This window comes from Pseudomonas sp. MWU13-2100, from assembly GCF_023242365.1.
GTDB lineage: Bacteria > Pseudomonadota > Gammaproteobacteria > Pseudomonadales > Pseudomonadaceae > Aquipseudomonas.
The window spans coordinates 24231-40935 of sequence record NZ_JALLIX010000037.1 but is presented as its reverse complement, the minus strand read 5'-3'; the positions used below and the strand labels follow the sequence as shown (position 1 = coordinate 40935).

The following is a 16705-nucleotide window of genomic DNA, read 5'->3' as shown; positions in this document are numbered from 1 at the left end:
AAACAGGATCATTGGAAAAATGACCATGTACGAAATCCTGATTGCCGACGACCATCCTCTTTTTCGCAGCGCCTTGCACCAGGCACTGACCCTGGGCTTGGGGCCCGATGTACGACTGGTGGAGGTGGCCAGCATTGCCGAGCTGGAAACCCGCCTCACCGAGAAAGCCGACTGGGACCTGGTCCTGCTGGACCTGAATATGCCGGGTGCCTACGGCTTCTCCGGCCTGGTGCTGCTGCGCGGGCAATACCCGCAGATTCCGGTGGTGATGGTCTCGGCCCAGGAGGAAGCCTCGGTGATGGTGCGCTCCCGTGAGTTCGGTGCCAGCGGCTTTATCCCCAAGTCCAGCTCCCTGGAAGTGATCCAGCAAGCGGTGCGCAGCGTCCTCGATGGCGATGTCTGGTGGCCGCCCCAGGCATTCGAAGCGGTCAGCGTGTCCGCCGAGGCCAAGGCTGCCAGTGCCGGCCTGGCCAGTTTGACGCCCCAGCAGTTCCGGGTGTTGACCATGGTCTGCGAAGGTTTGTTGAATAAACAGATTGCCTACGAGTTGAGCGTTTCGGAGGCGACCATCAAGGCCCACGTCACGGCGATTTTCCGCAAGCTGGGGGTGCGCACCCGGACCCAGGCCGCGTTGCTGCTGCAACAACTTGAGTCAATTTCGAGCCAGTGATCGCTGGCTCTTTCATCTTTGTTTGACCTTGGTTGAGTTAGCTTTCCTACTCCATTTCGCGCAGTAGCTTACCTATGCCGTCGCCCTTTAAAGGTCAAACCGGTTTTAAACGCATGCTCAATGCCGTGGGCTACTCTTTCGATGGCTTGCGTGCGGCCTTCACCGGCGAAGCGGCCTTTCGCCAACTGGTCTGGCTCAACGTCGTGTTGATCCCGCTGACGTTCCTGTTTCAGGTCAGTCGGGTCGAGCGTGCGCTATTGATTGCCGTGTGCCTGCTGGCGCTGATCGTCGAGTTGCTCAATTCGGCGGTCGAAGCGGCCATTGACCGCATTTCCCTTGATCGCCACCCCTTGTCCAAGAATGCCAAGGACATGGGCAGCGCCGCGCAATTCGTGGCCTTGAGCATGATTGCCCTGGTCTGGGCGGTGATTCTGCTTTAAACGCCGATGGCGTCAGGCAATGGTCGGCAGGACGATCTCGTCGCTGCGCTGGACCCCGGCGGTGAAGGAGCGGCACAGTTCGAGGAATTCGCGCATGGCGGAGGTCTGGTATTTCTGTTTGTGCCAGATGAAATAGAACTGTCGCGACAGGTCCAGGTCCGGGGTTTCCACCGCCACCAGGCTGCCACGACGGAACGCATCGCGCAGGGCCAGGCGTGAAATGCAACCAATTCCCAGGCCCGACTCTACCGCGCGCTTGATCGCTTCGGTGTGCTCCAGCTCCAGGCGGATATTCAGCGCGCTGCGATGATGCCGCATGGCCTGGTCGAAGGTCAGGCGCGTGCCGGAGCCCTGTTCGCGCAGGATCCAGGCTTCGCGGGTCAGCTCCTCCATGCTGGCTTGGCCGCGTTGGGCCAGCGGGTGCTGGGGGGCGCAGAACACCACCAGTTCGTCTTCGACCCAGGTCTGCACTTCGATGTCCGGGTGGCTGCAATCGCCTTCGATCAGACCCAGATCAATTTCGTAGTGCGCGACCTGTTGCACAATGTTGGCGGTGTTCTGCACATGCAGCTTGACCTGGCTTTCCGGGTGGATCTGCATGAAGCTGCCGATCAACAGGGTTGCCAGGTAGTTGCCGATGGTCAGCGTGGCGCCCACCGCCAGCGAGCCGAAACCGGATTTGCCGTTGAGCAGGTCCTCGATTTCCTTGGCCTGGTCCAGCAGCGCCACGGCCTGGGGCAACAGCTGTTTGCCCAGGGCGTTGAGGCTCAGGCGCTTGCCGGCGCGGTCGAACAATTGACAGCTCGACTGGCGCTCCAGCTCGGTGATCGAGGTGCTCGCGGCGGATTGTGACAAGGCCAGCAGCCCGGCGGCCCGGGACACGCTTTCCTGCTGGGCAACGGCGACGAAGACTTGAAGTTGACGGAGAGTAAATCGCATATCGATATAACCGATAACCCTTATCTTAATAATCCAGTTAACAGATATTGTCGCCGCCATTAGAATGCTATGCAATCGCGCTTATTGACGGCGCAGGCCAAATTTCCAGGAGCCCTATCCCAATGAGCAACATGAATCACGAGCGTGTCCTCAGTGTTCACCACTGGAACGACACTCTGTTCAGCTTCAAGTGCACCCGCGACCCGGGCTTGCGCTTTGAAAACGGTCAGTTCGTGATGATCGGCCTGCAGCAGCCAAACGGCCGACCGCTGATGCGTGCTTATTCGATTGCCAGCCCGAACTGGGAAGAGCATCTCGAATTCTTCAGCATCAAGGTGCCGGACGGTCCGCTGACCTCCCAGTTGCAGCACCTGAAGGAAGGCGACGAGATCATCATCAGCAAGAAACCTACGGGTACGCTGGTGCTCGACGACCTCAAGCCGGGCAAGCACCTGTACCTGCTCAGCACCGGTACTGGCCTTGCGCCCTTTATGAGCGTGATCCAGGACCCGGAAACCTATGAGCGTTTCGAGAAGGTCATCCTGTGCCACGGTGTGCGCTACGTCAACGAAGTGGCCTACCGTGAGTTCATCACCGAGCACTTGCCGCAGAACGAATTCTTCGGTGAAGCCCTGCGTGAGAAGCTGATCTACTACCCCACCGTGACCCGCGAGCCGTTTGAGAACGAAGGCCGCCTGACCGACCTGATGCGTAGCGGCAAGCTGTTCCGCGATATCGGCCTGCCGCCGATCAACCCGCAGGACGACCGCGCCATGTTGTGCGGCAGCCCGAGCATGCTCGACGAAACCAGCGAAGTGCTCAACAGCTTCGGCCTGAAGGTCTCGCCGCGTATGCGTGAGCCGGGCGATTACCTGATCGAGCGTGCGTTCGTCGAGAAATAGGCCTGTCTGATTCGACTTCGTGGCGAGCGGGCTTGCCCGCGTTCGGCTGCGAAGCAGTCGTAAACCATGCTCTTGGTTGTTTCTGATAGACCGCGATTGCAGGTTTTCAGGGGCGCTTCGCACCCCAACGGGGGCAAGCCCCCTCGCCACAGCGTTACGAAAAAGCCCGCGTTGCCTGAGAAGGCAGCGCGGGCTTTTGCGTTTCTGGCGTTTTAGCGGGCGGGGATCACTTCCAGTACACGTATCGTTCCGGTTTCGGGGTAATGCCAGCGCACATCCAGGTCCCAGAACTGGGCGCCATATTCCCGTTCGGGCTTGGGCGTCTGGTAAGCCGGACGCGGGTCCTGGGCCAGGCATTGCTCGATCAGTTCGACCAGGGGCTCTTCAAGGCGCAGGGCATGGCCGTGGGCCTGTTGCCGCGCGTTGTCCGTCCAGAGCACGGGAATCAGCGCCGGCGCGGCACTGGCGATGCCATTGACAGCGCCTGGAATGATGTCGGCGTAAGGGACGTACGGCTTGATATCGAGAATCGGCGTGCCATCCAGCAGGTCGATGCCGGAAATCCACAAGCGCTGGGTTTCGACCCGGTCCAGTTTGACCACCGACTGACCGATACCGTTCGGCCGGTGGGTCGCCCGGGTGGCGAAGACCCCCATGGACTGGTTGCCGCCCAGGCGTGGCGGGCGCACCTTCAACCGTGGCTTGTCTTCCAGGGCCTGATGGAACAGGAACAGCAGCCAGACATGGCTGACCTGCTCCAGCCCCTGTACCGCCTCGCCCTGGTCGAACGGCGCGACCAGTTCCAGTACGCCGCGCGCTGCCGGCGCCAGCTGTGGCTGGCGCGGGATGGCGAACTTCTCCTTGAAGCAGGAGCGCACGAAACCGATGGGGGAGACGCTATAGCTCATGGTCCGGCCCTCAGGCCCCGAGCCCGAGCATGTCCCGGGCCACGGCTTCGGCTATGCGAATACCGTCGACACCCGCCGAGAGGATCCCGCCGGCATAACCCGCGCCTTCACCTGCCGGGAACAGGCCCTTGACGTTCAGGCTCTGCATCGACTCGTTACGGGTCATGCGCAGCGGCGAGGAAGTGCGGGTTTCAATCCCGGTCAGCACGGCGTCATGCAGGGAATAACCCTTGATCTGCCGTTCGAATGCCGGCAAGGCTTCGCGAATGGCTTCGATGGCGAAGTCCGGCAGGGCCAGGGCCAAGTCACCCAGGGCCACACCTGGTTTGTAGGAAGGTTCCACACTGCCCAGGGCTGTGGACGGCTTGCCGGCGATAAAGTCGCCGACCAGCTGTGCCGGGGCTTCGTAGTTGCTGCCGCCGAGGACGAAGGCGTGGGACTCCAGGCGCTCCTGCAACTCGATACCGGCCAGCGGACCGCCCGGATAGTCGACTTCCGGGGTAATGCCGACGACGATCCCGGAGTTGGCATTGCGCTCGTTGCGCGAGTACTGGCTCATGCCGTTGGTGACCACCCGGTTCGGCTCGGAAGTCGCCGCGACCACGGTGCCGCCCGGGCACATGCAGAAGCTGTAGACCGAACGGCCGTTCTTGGCGTGGTGCACCAGCTTGTAGTCGGCCGCGCCGAGTTTCGGATGCCCGGCGTACTTGCCCAGGCGCGCCCGGTCGATCAGCGATTGCGGATGTTCGATACGGAAGCCCACCGAGAACGGCTTGGCTTCCATGTACACGCCACGACCGTGGAGCATGCGGAAAGTGTCGCGGGCGCTATGACCGAGGGCCATGATCACATGCCGGGAGTGGATCTGTTCGCCGCTGTCGAGCTGCACGCCGGTCAATTGGCCGGCGTCGATCAGCACATCGGTGACCCGCTGCTGGAAGCGTACTTCGCCGCCCAGGGCTTCGATCTGTTGGCGCATGTTCTCCACCACGCCGGTGAGGCGGAAGGTGCCGATATGCGGTTTGCTGACGTAGAGGATTTCTTCCGGCGCGCCGGCCTTGACGAACTCGTGCAGGACCTTGCGACCGTGGTGGTTCGGGTCCTTGATCTGGCTGTAGAGTTTGCCGTCGGAGAAGGTCCCGGCACCGCCTTCGCCGAACTGCACGTTGGACTCGGGGTTGAGCACGCCTTTGCGCCACAGGCCCCAGGTGTCCTTGGTACGTTCGCGCACTTCCTTGCCGCGTTCGAGGATGATCGGCTTGAAGCCCATCTGTGCCAGCAACAGCCCGGCGAAGATCCCGCAGGGACCGAAGCCCACGACCACGGGACGTTCCGTCAGGTCCGCGGGTGCCTGGCCGACCACCTTGTAGCTGATGTCCGGGGCCGGGTTGACGTTGCGGTCCTCGGCGAACTTTTTCAGCAGGGCCTCTTCGCCACGGGCCGAGAGGTCGATGGTGTAGATGAAGCACAGTTCGGAGGATTTCTTGCGGGCGTCGTAGCTGCGCTTGAACAAGGTGAAATCGAGCAGGTCATCGCTGGCGATGCCCAGGCGTTGGACGATAGCCGGGCGCAGGTCTTCGTCGGGATGGTCGATCGGCAGCTTGAGTTCGGTGATTCGTAACATGACAGGGTCCAGTGTGCGGGCCACGCGGGCGCGCCGGCTTTACATCAAACCGGTGATTATAAGCCCCAACGGCCAGATTCCGTGAGGCTAAAACAGCAGCTCGTCGAATCAGTCGTTACGGGCGCCACCGAAATAGCCGCAGCCGCGCTGGACCTGGCCGTTGACCCGCAGTTCGGCGCTCAGGTGACGGACGCTGCCGGTGGTGCTGTCGACGCAGGACTGCGGCGCGACCCATAGCTCGATGCGCTGGGAATTGGCTTCGCTGCTCAGGCTGAAGCGCCCGTCACCCAGTTGTTCTTCCAGGTAGGGCAAGGCCAGGGGCGGCTGGTTTTCGCGTTGCAGGATCATGCCGTTGCCGCCGACTTTCAGGCTCCAGTCCGGGCCATGGCCGCTGGCGACCACGGTCTGGAATTTGAAGTCGGGATCGTTGCAACTGCCGGTGCCGCGTTCCAGGCGATAGTACTGCTGCAGATCCAACTGGCCGTCGCCACCATTGGCCGTGCTGGAGGAGAACCGCCCGCGCAGGTCGGCAAACAGCTTGCCCGACGGGCCGGAGAGGCTGGCGGCTTGCTGCAGGACGCTGGTGTTGCCAGTGTCGCTGACGACAAAACGGCGTTGTTCCTGGCAGGGCTGGAACATCAGCTTGCCATCGACGCTGGCGAGTTCGCCTTGCATCCGGCTCAGTCCCGCCGTGGAGGGCGAGGTGGCTGGCGCAAGCATCTGGCAGCCGGCGGCGAACAGCGGCAGGGCGAAAATCATCAAGGAACGGGCGGCGCGCATCATGGGGTCTCCTGGCAAGTGTCGCCACGTTACGCAGGCCGGGAGAGCTGCACAAGTCTTGACGCCAGTCTCCATGTTTTGCGGGGACTTTAGCGGCCTCTTCGCGGGCAAGCTCCGCTCCCACAGTCGTTCGCGTCGAACCTCAAGTCTGTGTACGCCCGAGAATCTGTGGGAGCGGAGTTTGCCCGCGAAAGGGCCCTGAAGGCCGACAAAAAAACTCGTGGGCATTCAACCGACGTAGTAGGTCTGACCGGTTTGCAAGCCTTCCACACTCTTGGCGTAGGCCAATGCCACATCCGCCGCCGGCACCGGCTTGAATCCACGGAAGTACGGCGCATAGCTGCCCATGGCTTCCACCAGCACGTTCGGGCTTACCGAGTTCACCCGCAGACCACGTGGCAGTTCGATTGCCGCCGCCTTGACGAAGCCGTCGATGGCGCCGTTGACCAGGCTCGCCGAGGCGCCGCTACGGATCGGGTCGCGGTTCAGGATGCCGCTGGTCAGGGTGAACGAGGCACCATCGTTGGCGTACTCACGACCGATCAGTACCAGGTTGACCTGGCCCATCAATTTGTCCTGCAGGCCAAGGGCAAAGTCCTTCTCGCTCATCTCGCCCAAAGGCACAAAGTTCACGTTACCGGCGGCGCAGACCAGGGCATCGAATTTGCCGGTTTGCTCGAACAGTTGGCGAATCGACGCGCTGTCGCTGATGTCCACGTGCAGGTCACCGCTGTTGCGGCCGATCTTGATGATCTCGTGACGCTGGCCCAGTTCCTCTGCCACGGCCGAGCCGATAGTACCGTGGGCGCCAATCAATAGGATTTTCATGCTGCCGTTCCTCCAGTGGGTGATTGAGCTTTCAGTCTAGAGTGGATTTTTCCATTGATAAGCGCACTAATAGGCAACCTTTGGTTTTCTTTTGGAAACAATCCAGTGAGCGAGATGGATGATCTGGCGGCCTTTGCCGTCTTGGTCGAGGCGGGCAGCTTTACCCTGGCCGCCCAGCAATTGGGCTGCAGCAAGGGACAATTGTCCAAGCGCATCAGCCAATTGGAGGCACAGTTTGCCGTGGTGTTGTTGCACCGCACGACGCGACGCTTGAGTCTCACCGCCGCCGGTGCGGCCTTGTTGCCCCAGGCCCAGGCACTGGTGGTGCAAGTGGAGCGGGCGCATCAGGCCCTGGCCCGGCTCAAGGACGATATTGCCGGTCCCGTGCGCATGACGGTGCCGGTGTCCCTGGGGGAAACCTTCTTTGACGGCCTGCTGCTGGAGTTTTCCCGGGATTATCCCGATGTGCAGATCGAACTGGACCTGAACAATGGTTTCCGCGATCTGGCCCGGGAAGGCTTCGACCTGGCCATTCGTACCGAAGTCGGTAGTGACGAACGGCTGGTGGCGCGGCCATTGCTGGTGATGAACGAGCTGACCTGTGCCAGTCCGGCTTATCTGGAACGTTACGGTGAGCCGCGCACGCCCCAGGACTTGGCCAATCACCGTTGTCTGCTCAACAGCCACTACAGCGGGCGCGAGGAATGGCAATACCACCGGCAGCATGAGCTGCTGCGGGTGCGGGTGGGCGGCCCCTTCGCCAGCAATCATTACAACCTGCTGAAGAAGGCGGCGCTGGTAGGGGCCGGCATCGCCCGCCTGCCGTCCTACGTCCTGCCCGCGGAGCTGGCCGACGGCCGTCTGCGCTGGCTGTTGCGCGATTACCGCACCCGCGATATGCCGCTGTACCTGGTGCACCCTTACCAAGGTGGCCTGCCGCGCCGTACGCAGGTGTTGGCCGACTACCTGATCGGCTGGTTCAAGCGTAGCGGCGAGGCGCTGGAGCGACTGTAGACGCCAATCTTGAAAGCAGCGCAAAACCTGTAGATATCGCCTGCCTGCAATAGCGTCCGGATAGTCGCTGCAAGACTCACGGGCCCCATCGCCAGCAAGCCGGATCCTACAAGAACCGCGCCGGGCGGGCGCTACCGATCAGCGATAACGCCTGGCAATCAGCTGATCGATGGAGAACACGCCCGGCCCCTTGGCCATCAACAGCAGCAGGATCGCCATCCAGGTGCCGTGGGTCGGGTAGGCGTCCGGGTAGACGAACAGCTGGATGGTCAGCGTCATGCCAAACAGCGCCAGGGCCGAGAAGCGTGTGGCGAACCCCAGCAGTATCAGGACCGGGAAGAAGTGCTCGGAGAAGGCGGAGATGTGCGCGGCGATTTCCGGCGACAGCAGCGGCACCTTGTACTCGCTGGCGAACAGCGGAACGGTCGAGCTCGCCAGGTGCGGCCAGCCCAGGTCAAAGGTGCCGGAGATCAGGTCCACGGCGAAGCCCTCGACCTTGGTCTGGCCGGATTTCCAGAACACCGCCGCGATGGAGAAACGCGCGACAAAGGCAATCAGGCTGTAGGGGATCATCTCGAAGAGCCGGATGATCCGCCCGATCAGGTGCGCGATGGGATTCTGCGATTGAGTCTGAGTGTTCATGGGCGGACCTTCTGTTCCGGGTGCAGGTGGATGATGGCGCTGTAGCGAATCAACAGGGCCAGGGCGTGGCTCGGATCGAACGCTGCGTTGGCGTCGTAGGCATAGGCAATGGCCAGTTCCAGCGGACAGTGATTTTGCAGGCTCTGGATAAACACCAGGGTGCCGACATCGATCCGGAACACCTCGACTTGCCAGTGCCGGCGCAGGACCAGCGCGGCTTCAGCCTGCGTCGGGTCGATCTGTTCCAGGTGGCCTTCGCCTTGATGGGCTTCCCATAACGACACGACCGCATGGGACGAATTAAGCACGGCGACGCAGGGGTGCAGGTGAACCTGCAGGCGGTTGAGGATCTCGGGGGCGGCGAGGTAGACGCTGATCTGCTCCGGGCTCAAGGGTGTCGCATCGGCGGCATGATAAGTCTGGATCCGCAAGCGCTCGAGCCGGGCCACGTCGGCCAGGTAAGGTACGCTCGCCGCCGGGGCGAAGCCCTGGATAAAACTGCCGAGGTCCTGGCCGTAGTCGTTGAGGATCGGGCTGACCGGCGGGAAGTGCTGGACATAGAGGCCGGCCATGGCCCGGAAGAATTCGTCACCGACCAGTGCCATGACCACCGGGTAGCTGTCCGCCAGGGCATTGATCAACGAACTCCGGACATTGTTGCGATACACCGCGAAACGACTGGCCGGGTCGGCCCCGTTGCGGCTGCACAGGCCCGCGGGGCAAGGCCGCTGCGGGTCGAGCAGCGCGGCGCTGAAGCTGGCCTGGTCGCTCATGCTCGCACCTCGGCCCGCTCCAGCAGTTTCTCGGCCCGCACGGCCTCGGCCAGGAGTACGGCGAAGGTGGGGAGCTGGTTGTCGCGTTCGATCAGGGTCGGTATCGGTCCGATCTTCTCCAACACCTGTTGATACAGGGCCCAGACCGCCTGGTCGACGGGCGCGCCGTGATCGTCGATCAGCAGGCGGTCACCGAGGTTGTCGGTATCTTCGGCAAAGCCGGCCAGATGGATTTCTGCCACGGCGTGCAGTGGCAGGGCCTCGATATAGGCCAACGGATCATACTGGTGGTTGATGCTGGAGACGTAGACGTTGTTCACGTCCAGCAGCAGTCCGCAACCGGTGCGGCGGATGACTTCGCTGATGAACGCCGCCTCGTCCAGGGTGGAGCGCTGGAACTGCAGGTACGTCGCCGGGTTCTCCAGCAGCATCGGGCGTTTCAAGGTGCTTTGCACCTGGTCGATATGCGCGCAGACCCGCTGCAAGGTGGCGTGGTCATAGGCCAATGGCAACAAGTCGTTGAGAAACACCGGGCCGTGGCTCGACCAGGCCAGGTGTTCGGAAAAGGACTGGGGTTGATAACGTTCGAGCAGTGCCGCGAGCCGCTTGAGGTGTTCGTTGTCCAGCGGGCCTTCGGCGCCAATGGACAAACCGACCCCATGCAGCGACAGCGGGTACTGATCGCGGATCAAACCCAGGTAATGATGAAACGGTCCGCCTGCGACCATGTAGTTTTCGGCGTGAACCTCGAAGAAACCAAGGTCGGGACGGGTTTCCAGGACCACCTGGAAGTGTTCGGCCTTGAGCCCCAGCCCGGCACGGGGCGGGAGCTCGGAGCCGACGGCCTGAGCGCGATGAAGGGCGGCGGGTTGCATTGGCGTGGTCATCGTCGGCACTCAGGCAAGTGGGTGATCAGGCTTTTTCCTTGAAGGCTTGCGGCTGACCGAAACCGGTCGGCGAAGTGCTGCTGGCGGTCTTGTCGCAGGTGCCTTTGGGGACGAGTTTCCAGGCGTTGCCCTGGTTGTCCTTGGCCGCGGTGCCGGCGCAGGTGGTACCGGCGCCCGCGGCGCAATCGTTCTTGCCTTTCATGGCCACGCCGAAGCATTTTTCCATGTCGTCGGCATGGGCGCTCATCGGCAGGGCCGCCATGCTCAGGGCGGAACCGAGGGCCAGGGCGAGGGTGGCAGCGGACAGGGCGCGGGTGGTGGAAGTGCTCATGGTCGATCTCCGATGTGTCGTCAATGATGAAAGCAGGGCTTGGGTGGGTTTCATTGCTTTCCTGCCTTACTTGAGCCTTGAGGGCTGGGTTTGTTACAGCGTGCGGCAAAAATACTCGATTATTTTTTGCGTCGGTACACGGGCGGGGGGCTGGTGTTGCTACGGGCAAAGAAAAGCCCCGACAGGTCGGGGCTTTGCTGGTTACGCGGGGCATCAACCGCCCAGATACGCCTCACGCACTTTCGGGTCGGTCAGCAGGTCGTTGCCGCTGCCTTCCATCACCACCCGGCCGTTTTCCAGCACGTAGGCTCGGTCGGCGATTTTCAGCGCCTGGTTGGCGTTCTGCTCCACCAGGAACACCGTCACCCCGTCCTTGCGCAGCTGTTCGATGATATCGAAGATCTGCTGGATGATGATCGGTGCCAGGCCCAGGGACGGTTCGTCCAGCAACAAGAGTTTCGGCTTGCTCATCAGCGCCCGGCCAATGGCGAGCATCTGCTGTTCACCGCCGGACATGGTGCCGCCGCGCTGGTTGAAACGCTCCTTGAGGCGTGGGAACAGTCCCAGGACCTTGTCCATCTGCTCCTGGTAATCGCCCTTGTTGGTGAAAAAACCACCCATGGAGAGGTTTTCTTCCACGGTCAGGCGGGCGAACACCCGGCGGCCTTCCGGCACCACGGCAATGCTCTTGCGCATGATGATGGACGACTCCTGGCCCACCAGCTCCTCACCCATGTAGCGAATGCTGCCGCTGTGGGCACGTGGCGAACCGCAGAGGGTCATCAGCAAGGTGGACTTGCCCGCGCCGTTGGCGCCGATCAGGGTGACGATCTCGCCCTGGCGTACCTCGACGTTGACGCTGTGCAGGGCCTGGATCTTGCCGTAGAAGGTGGAAACGTTTTCGAATTGCAGCATTTACGCTTCCCCCAGGTAGGCTTTGATCACTTCGGGATTTTCACGGATCTGTTCCGGCGTACCGTCAGCCAGGGGCGTGCCCTGGTTGATCACGACGATATGGTCGGAAATGCTCATGACCAGTTTCATGTCGTGTTCGATCAGCAGCACGGTGACGTTGTGCTCTTCGCGCAGCACACTGATCAGGGCCTTGAGGTCTTCGGTTTCCTTGGGGTTCAGGCCCGCCGCCGGTTCGTCGAGCATGAGGATCCGTGGACGGGTCATCATGCAGCGGGCGATTTCCAGGCGTCGTTGCTGGCCGTAGGCCAGGGTGCCCGCCGGGCGGTTGGCGAACTCGGTCAGGTTGACCTTGTCCAGCCAGTACTCGGCGTACTCCATGGCCTCGCGCTCGCTCTTGCGGAAGGCGGGGGTCTTGAACAGTCCGGCCAGGAAGTTGGTGTTCAGGTGCCGGTGCTGGGCGATCAGCAGGTTCTCGACCGCGGTCATGTCCTTGAACAGACGCACATTCTGGAAGGTCCGCACCACGCCCTTGCGGGCAATCTCATGGCCGGCCAGGCCCTGGATCGGTTGGCCGTCGAGCAGGATGCTGCCAGCGCTCGGCTTGTAGAAACCGGTCAGGCAGTTGAACACCGTGGTCTTGCCGGCGCCGTTCGGGCCGATCAAGGCCACCACTTGTTTTTCCTTGACGGTCAGGGCCACGCCGTTGACCGCCAACAGGCCACCGAAGCGCATGCTCAGGTCGGTTACTTTCAGGATCTCACGGCTCATTTACGCAGCTCCATGTGAGGACGTTGCATGGGCAGCAGGCCTTGTGGACGCCAGATCATCATCAGCACCATCAAGGCGCCGAACATCAACATGCGGTATTCGCTGAACTCACGCATCATTTCCGGCAGCAGGATCATCACCACGGCGGCGAGGATCACCCCCAGTTGCGAGCCCATGCCACCCAGCACGACGATGGCGAGGATGATCGCCGACTCGATGAAGGTGAACGACTCCGGCGTGACCAGGCCCTGGCGGGCGGCGAAGAAGCTGCCGGCAAAACCGGCGAAGCAGGCGCCCAGGGTGAAGGCCGAGAGCTTGATCACGGTGGGATTCAAGCCCAGCGCACGGCAGGCGATTTCGTCTTCGCGCAGCGCTTCCCAGGCACGACCGATGGGCATGCGCAGCAGGCGATTGATCACGAACAGCGCCAGCAAGGCCAGCAACAGGGCCACCAGGTAGAGGAACACCACCTTGCTCACCGGGTTGTATTCCAGCCCGAAGAACTCGTGGAAAGTCCGCATGCCTTCCGCGGCGGTGCGTTCGAACGACAGTCCGAAGAACGTCGGTTTGGGGATGTTGCTGATGCCGTTGGGGCCGCCGGTGAGACCGGTGAGATTACGCAGGAACAACCGGATGATTTCACCGAAGCCCAGGGTCACGATGGCCAGGTAGTCACCGCGCAGGCGCAGCACCGGGAAGCCCAGCAGGAAGCCGAAGCTGGCCGCCATCAGGCCGGCGATCGGCAGGCAGATCCAGAAGCTCAGGCCGAAGTAGTGCGACAGCAGCGCGTAGCTGTAGGCGCCGACGGCGTAGAAACCGACGTAACCCAGGTCGAGCAGGCCGGCGAGGCCGACCACGATGTTCAGGCCCAGGCCGAGCATCACGTAGATCAGGATCAGCGTGGCGATGTCGACCGCGCCCCGCGAGCCGAAGAACGGCCAGACCAGGGCGGCGGCGATCAGGCCGATGATGATCCAGCGCTGGGTCCGCGGCAGGCTCAGGAACTGGCCGACCTTGGGCGAGACCAGCGGGCCACGGGATGACTTGAACAGCGCCCCGACTTGTTGGCTGAAGAGCACGCGCAGGAACATCAATACCGAGCACAGGGCGATGACACCCAGGGTCAGCGGACCGGTGCCATGCACTTCGAGGTTGATCCCGACGATGCTCAGCTTGAGCCCGAGCACCGGGAAGGCCACGGCCCAGACCAACAAGGCACTGAACAGCGCCGATTTGAGATATTTGTTCATACTTTCTCAACCTCCGGACGGCCCAGGATGCCGGTCGGCCGGAACAACAGCACCAGAACCAAAAGACCGAATGCCACCACGTCCTTGTACTCGTCGCCGAACACGTCGGCGCCAAAGGCTTCGGCCACGCCCAGCACCAGCCCACCGAGCATGGCGCCCGGAATGCTGCCGATGCCGCCCAATACCGCTGCGGTAAAGGCCTTCAGACCCACCAGGAAGCCGGCGTTGGGGTTGATCACACCGTATTGCATGCTCAGCAGCACGGCCGCGACCGCTGCCAGCGCGGCACCGATCACGAAGGTCAGGGCGATGATGTTGTTGGTGTTGATCCCCAGCAGGTTGGCCATCTTGATGTCTTCGGCACAGGCGCGACAGGCGCGGCCCAGGCGGGAGCGGGAGATGAACAGGGTCAAGCCGAGCATCGCAAGCAGCGTGACGACGAACACCACGATCTGCATGTAGGAAATCAGCACTTCATGTGCACCACCTGGCCCGAAGGAGATATTGCCGGGGATCAGGTTGGGGATGGACTTGTCCTTGGAGTCTTGCGCCAGCAGAACGGTGTTCTGCAGGAAAATCGACATACCGATGGCGGAGATCAGCGGAATCAGGCGATTACTGCCACGCAAGGGGCGGTAGGCGATCCGTTCGATACTGTAGCCGTAGGCGCTGCTGACGACGATGCTCGCGATAAAAGCCGCAGTCATCAGCAGGGGGACGCTGTCGAGTCCCAGCATGCTCAGCCCGGCAATGGCGATGAACGCCACGTAGGAGCCGATCATATAGACCTCGCCGTGGGCGAAGTTGATCATTCCAATGATGCCGTAAACCATCGTATAGCCGATGGCGATCAGGGCATAGGTGCTGCCAACGGTCAGACCGTTAACCAGCTGTTGGAAAAAGTGATAGATGTCAGGCATTAAAGCGCTCCTAAAAACCTGATACGCATTTCACTGGTGGAGTCATTTTCCCGCTCGGACCCCGTGGATCTGCATCCACTTCGGGTGCAAGTTTTGCCAGCGAACCGCTGATGACGGTTTTGAGATTTTCAGGTGGACGGGTTTCCGGATCACGGAAAAACAGGCCCATTACCTCGTAAAACAAAGCCCACGGCACGCCGTGGGCTTTATTGGCAGTCAGTCAGGGCGAGCCTTACTGAGGCGATGCTTCGGTTTTAGGTTTGCCGAAGTGCCACTCGTAGACTACGAATTTGAAGTCTTTGAGGTCACCCTTGGCATCGAAGCTCAGGTCGCCTGTCGGGGTCTTGAAAGTGCCGGCGTGGATGGCCGCGGCCACTTTGGCCGGGTCTTCGCTCTTGGCGGCGGCGATACCGTCGGCAATCACTTCAACCGCGGAGTAGGAAGGGAACACGAACGGGCCGCTCGGGTCTTCTTTCTTGGCTTTGAAGGCGTCAGCCAGGGCGACGTTGGCCGGATCCTGGTCGAAGGACTTCGGCAGGGTCACCAGCAGGCCTTCGGAAGCGTCCTTGGCGATCTGCGAGATGGAGTCGTTACCCACGCCTTCCGGACCCATGAACTTGGCCTTCAGGCCTTTTTCCTGGGATTGACGCAGGATCAGGCCCAGCTCCGGGTGGTAGCCGCCGTAGTAGACGAAGTCGACATTGGCTTGCTTGAGCTTGGCGATCAGCGAAGAGAAGTCCTTGTCGCCGGCGTTGATGCCTTCGAACACGGCAACCTTGACGCCTTTCTTCTCCAAGGTCTGTTTCACGGCGGTGGCGATGCCTTCACCGTACTGCTGCTTGTCGTGGAGTACCGCAACGATCTTCGGCTTCACGTGGTCGGCGATATAGTTACCGGCGGCAGGGCCCTGGGCGCTGTCCAGGCCGATGGTACGGAACACCATTTTGTAACCACGGGCGGTGATTTCCGGGCTGGTGGCAGCCGGGGTGATCATCACTACGCCTTCGTCTTCGTAAATGTCCGAAGCCGGTTGAGTCGAGCTGGAGCACAGGTGGCCGACAACGAATTTCACACCGTCGTTCACGACTTTGTTGGCCACGGCGACCGCTTGCTTCGGATCGCAGGCATCGTCGTATTCAACGGCTTCGAGTTTCTTGCCATCGACGCCGCCCTTGGCGTTGATCTGCTCGATCGCCATTTTGGCGCCACTGAACTGCATGTCGCCGTACTGGGCTACAGGGCCGGTTTTCGGGCCGGCAATGCCGATCTTGATGGTGTCTGCAGCGAAAGAATGGCTGGCAACCCCGGCCAGAACCATAGCGGCGAACAGTTTGGAAATCTGCTTAGTCATTAGTGCTCCACTCTTGCTGTTGTAGTTTTTAGAGTCCTACGGCCGGAGCTGTGGGACCGGGTCAGATCTAACGCCGATATCCCGGTTCTTGCCCCGGCAACTGTACCGATACAGTTTAGTGTGCGCCCTCATCGATTGGATAGCGGGCAGCCGGAGGCAAAATCGAGATATGTCGCTTAAGTGAAAGAAAGAGACAGAATAGCGGCAGAATGTCATGCAGATTTTAGTCTGGATGTTGCTAGCTTTCAGCTGCAATCCCTGGCGCCCTCCATCCCCTCGATCACCCCTTCAGTTTCATCTGGGTGTTTCCAAGCGAGCCTCGACGTTATGATTGCGCCGATTTTTTCTCAGGTGGACCCCCATGACTCAAGAACCTAGCACCCTCTATGCCAAGCTGCTTGGTGAAACCGCATCTATTCGCTGGGAAGAGCTGCAACCGTTCTTTGCCCGAGGTGCCCTATTGTGGGTCGAGCCGGCACTGGATCTGATCGCCGCCGCGCAGGCCGTGGCCGAGAACCAGGCTGGGAAAGTCGCTGCGTGGCTGGCGAGCGGGGAGCTCGCCAAGGTGTCTGAGTCGCGGGCGCTGGATCTTTTCGAACGGGATCCGGAGCTGTGGGCGGTGGTGGTTTCGCCCTGGGTGATGGTCCAGGAAAGAGCAACAAAATAATTCGGTGCACTTTAATCGTGCATAACCCTTGTGCATTTATAGCCGGGCGGTGTGTAGGTCAGTAACCGCGTTGCGCAGTAATGGCAGTTTGCCCGT

19 protein-coding genes are annotated in these 16705 nt (G+C 61.5%); 5 read left to right on the top strand and 14 right to left on the bottom strand.

Translation table 11 applies throughout. The features are described from left to right. Nucleotides 1–19 precede the first annotated feature (19 nt). Nucleotides 20–670, top strand: a complete 651-nt coding sequence (gene erdR, locus M5B99_RS22340) for a response regulator transcription factor ErdR (RefSeq protein WP_248806032.1) — start codon at nt 20–22, stop codon at nt 668–670. 74 nt (nt 671–744) lie between these two features. Beyond that, nucleotides 745–1110 carry a diacylglycerol kinase gene (locus M5B99_RS22335; protein ID WP_248806031.1) on the top strand — a complete coding sequence of 122 codons (366 nt, stop codon included), beginning with the start codon at nt 745–747 and terminating at the stop codon, nt 1108–1110. Between the two features lie 12 nt (nt 1111–1122). Here M5B99_RS22335 and M5B99_RS22330 read toward each other — a convergent pair whose 3' ends face one another. Continuing rightward, complete coding sequence (locus M5B99_RS22330) at nt 1123–2049, bottom strand: LysR family transcriptional regulator (RefSeq protein WP_100938686.1); 927 nt, start codon at nt 2047–2049, stop codon at nt 1123–1125. A 122-nt stretch (nt 2050–2171) separates the two neighbouring features. On the opposite strand from M5B99_RS22330, the gene fpr reads away from it, so the two are divergent. Further along, nucleotides 2172–2951 (top strand): ferredoxin-NADP reductase, encoded by a 780-nt coding sequence (gene fpr, locus M5B99_RS22325; RefSeq protein WP_047526369.1) that lies wholly within the window; start codon nt 2172–2174, stop codon nt 2949–2951. Nucleotides 2952–3163: 212 nt separating this feature from the next. Here fpr and tsaA read toward each other — a convergent pair whose 3' ends face one another. The 4 genes from tsaA to M5B99_RS22305 form a co-directional block, all read right to left on the bottom strand. Further along, nucleotides 3164–3859 carry a tRNA (N6-threonylcarbamoyladenosine(37)-N6)-methyltransferase TrmO gene (gene tsaA, locus M5B99_RS22320; RefSeq protein WP_248806030.1) on the bottom strand — a complete coding sequence of 232 codons (696 nt, stop codon included), beginning with the start codon at nt 3857–3859 and terminating at the stop codon, nt 3164–3166. 10 nt (nt 3860–3869) lie between these two features. Continuing rightward, complete coding sequence (locus M5B99_RS22315; protein ID WP_248806028.1) at nt 3870–5483, bottom strand: NAD(P)/FAD-dependent oxidoreductase; 1614 nt, start codon at nt 5481–5483, stop codon at nt 3870–3872. Between the two features lie 108 nt (nt 5484–5591). Continuing rightward, nucleotides 5592–6263, bottom strand: coding sequence for a COG3650 family protein (locus M5B99_RS22310; RefSeq protein WP_248806059.1), 672 nt, complete (start codon nt 6261–6263; stop codon nt 5592–5594). A gap of 228 nt (nt 6264–6491) precedes the next feature. Beyond that, on the bottom strand, nt 6492–7091 hold the full coding sequence (locus M5B99_RS22305) for a short chain dehydrogenase (protein WP_248806026.1): 600 nt from the start codon (nt 7089–7091) through the stop codon (nt 6492–6494). A 105-nt stretch (nt 7092–7196) separates the two neighbouring features. On the opposite strand from M5B99_RS22305, the gene M5B99_RS22300 reads away from it, so the two are divergent. Next, nucleotides 7197–8105, top strand: coding sequence for a LysR family transcriptional regulator (locus tag M5B99_RS22300; RefSeq protein ID WP_248806025.1), 909 nt, complete (start codon nt 7197–7199; stop codon nt 8103–8105). Between the two features lie 138 nt (nt 8106–8243). On the opposite strand, the gene M5B99_RS22295 is transcribed toward M5B99_RS22300, so the two are convergent. The 9 genes from M5B99_RS22295 to M5B99_RS22255 all read right to left on the bottom strand — a co-directional run bounded on the left by M5B99_RS22295 (nt 8244) and on the right by M5B99_RS22255 (nt 15942). Continuing rightward, the gene (locus M5B99_RS22295) at nt 8244–8747 is read right to left on the bottom strand and encodes a DoxX family protein (protein ID WP_248806024.1); all 504 of its coding nucleotides are present in this window, start codon (nt 8745–8747) and stop codon (nt 8244–8246) included. Further along, entirely contained in the window at nt 8744–9520 is a 777-nt protein-coding gene (locus M5B99_RS22290; RefSeq protein WP_248806023.1) for a DNA-binding domain-containing protein, read from the bottom strand. Before M5B99_RS22290 ends, M5B99_RS22295 begins: the two co-directional genes overlap by 4 nt. Continuing rightward, nucleotides 9517–10407, bottom strand: coding sequence for a DUF692 domain-containing protein (locus M5B99_RS22285; protein ID WP_248806022.1), 891 nt, complete (start codon nt 10405–10407; stop codon nt 9517–9519). Before M5B99_RS22285 ends, M5B99_RS22290 begins: the two co-directional genes overlap by 4 nt. Nucleotides 10408–10432: 25 nt before the next feature. Next, nucleotides 10433–10738 (bottom strand): DUF2282 domain-containing protein, encoded by a 306-nt coding sequence (locus tag M5B99_RS22280; protein WP_248806021.1) that lies wholly within the window; start codon nt 10736–10738, stop codon nt 10433–10435. 213 nt (nt 10739–10951) lie between these two features. Continuing rightward, complete coding sequence (locus M5B99_RS22275) at nt 10952–11653, bottom strand: ABC transporter ATP-binding protein (RefSeq protein WP_248806020.1); 702 nt, start codon at nt 11651–11653, stop codon at nt 10952–10954. Next, nucleotides 11654–12421 carry a high-affinity branched-chain amino acid ABC transporter ATP-binding protein LivG gene (gene livG, locus M5B99_RS22270; protein WP_248806019.1) on the bottom strand — a complete coding sequence of 256 codons (768 nt, stop codon included), beginning with the start codon at nt 12419–12421 and terminating at the stop codon, nt 11654–11656. Continuing rightward, nucleotides 12418–13671, bottom strand: a complete 1254-nt coding sequence (locus tag M5B99_RS22265; protein WP_248806018.1) for a high-affinity branched-chain amino acid ABC transporter permease LivM — start codon at nt 13669–13671, stop codon at nt 12418–12420. The genes livG and M5B99_RS22265 overlap by 4 nt, the downstream gene beginning before the upstream one ends. Further along, on the bottom strand, nt 13668–14591 hold the full coding sequence (gene livH / locus M5B99_RS22260; RefSeq protein ID WP_248806017.1) for a high-affinity branched-chain amino acid ABC transporter permease LivH: 924 nt from the start codon (nt 14589–14591) through the stop codon (nt 13668–13670). The genes M5B99_RS22265 and livH overlap by 4 nt, the downstream gene beginning before the upstream one ends. A 232-nt stretch (nt 14592–14823) precedes the next feature. Beyond that, nucleotides 14824–15942, bottom strand: coding sequence for a branched-chain amino acid ABC transporter substrate-binding protein (locus M5B99_RS22255; protein ID WP_248806016.1), 1119 nt, complete (start codon nt 15940–15942; stop codon nt 14824–14826). A gap of 361 nt (nt 15943–16303) precedes the next feature. On the opposite strand from M5B99_RS22255, the gene M5B99_RS22250 reads away from it, so the two are divergent. After that, on the top strand, nt 16304–16609 hold the full coding sequence (locus M5B99_RS22250) for a DUF2288 domain-containing protein (RefSeq protein WP_248806015.1): 306 nt from the start codon (nt 16304–16306) through the stop codon (nt 16607–16609). The last annotated feature ends 96 nt before the right edge of the window (nt 16610–16705 follow it).

Coding starts and splice junctions, on each gene's coding strand:
- M5B99_RS22315 (WP_248806028.1), bottom strand. CDS start 5,483: ATGTTACGAATCACCGAACTCAAGCTGCCGATCGACCATCCCGACGAA.
- M5B99_RS22305 (WP_248806026.1), bottom strand. CDS start 7,091: ATGAAAATCCTATTGATTGGCGCCCACGGTACTATCGGCTCGGCCGTG.
- tsaA (WP_248806030.1), bottom strand. CDS start 3,859: ATGAGCTATAGCGTCTCCCCCATCGGTTTCGTGCGCTCCTGCTTCAAG.
- erdR (WP_248806032.1), top strand. CDS start 20: ATGACCATGTACGAAATCCTGATTGCCGACGACCATCCTCTTTTTCGC.
- fpr (WP_047526369.1), top strand. CDS start 2,172: ATGAGCAACATGAATCACGAGCGTGTCCTCAGTGTTCACCACTGGAAC.
- M5B99_RS22330 (WP_100938686.1), bottom strand. CDS start 2,049: ATGCGATTTACTCTCCGTCAACTTCAAGTCTTCGTCGCCGTTGCCCAG.
- M5B99_RS22250 (WP_248806015.1), top strand. CDS start 16,304: ATGACTCAAGAACCTAGCACCCTCTATGCCAAGCTGCTTGGTGAAACC.
- livG (WP_248806019.1), bottom strand. CDS start 12,421: ATGAGCCGTGAGATCCTGAAAGTAACCGACCTGAGCATGCGCTTCGGT.
- M5B99_RS22280 (WP_248806021.1), bottom strand. CDS start 10,738: ATGAGCACTTCCACCACCCGCGCCCTGTCCGCTGCCACCCTCGCCCTG.
- livH (WP_248806017.1), bottom strand. CDS start 14,591: ATGCCTGACATCTATCACTTTTTCCAACAGCTGGTTAACGGTCTGACC.
- M5B99_RS22275 (WP_248806020.1), bottom strand. CDS start 11,653: ATGCTGCAATTCGAAAACGTTTCCACCTTCTACGGCAAGATCCAGGCC.
- M5B99_RS22265 (WP_248806018.1), bottom strand. CDS start 13,671: ATGAACAAATATCTCAAATCGGCGCTGTTCAGTGCCTTGTTGGTCTGG.
- M5B99_RS22310 (WP_248806059.1), bottom strand. CDS start 6,263: ATGCGCGCCGCCCGTTCCTTGATGATTTTCGCCCTGCCGCTGTTCGCC.
- M5B99_RS22285 (WP_248806022.1), bottom strand. CDS start 10,407: ATGACCACGCCAATGCAACCCGCCGCCCTTCATCGCGCTCAGGCCGTC.
- M5B99_RS22290 (WP_248806023.1), bottom strand. CDS start 9,520: ATGAGCGACCAGGCCAGCTTCAGCGCCGCGCTGCTCGACCCGCAGCGG.
- M5B99_RS22295 (WP_248806024.1), bottom strand. CDS start 8,747: ATGAACACTCAGACTCAATCGCAGAATCCCATCGCGCACCTGATCGGG.
- M5B99_RS22335 (WP_248806031.1), top strand. CDS start 745: ATGCCGTCGCCCTTTAAAGGTCAAACCGGTTTTAAACGCATGCTCAAT.
- M5B99_RS22255 (WP_248806016.1), bottom strand. CDS start 15,942: ATGACTAAGCAGATTTCCAAACTGTTCGCCGCTATGGTTCTGGCCGGG.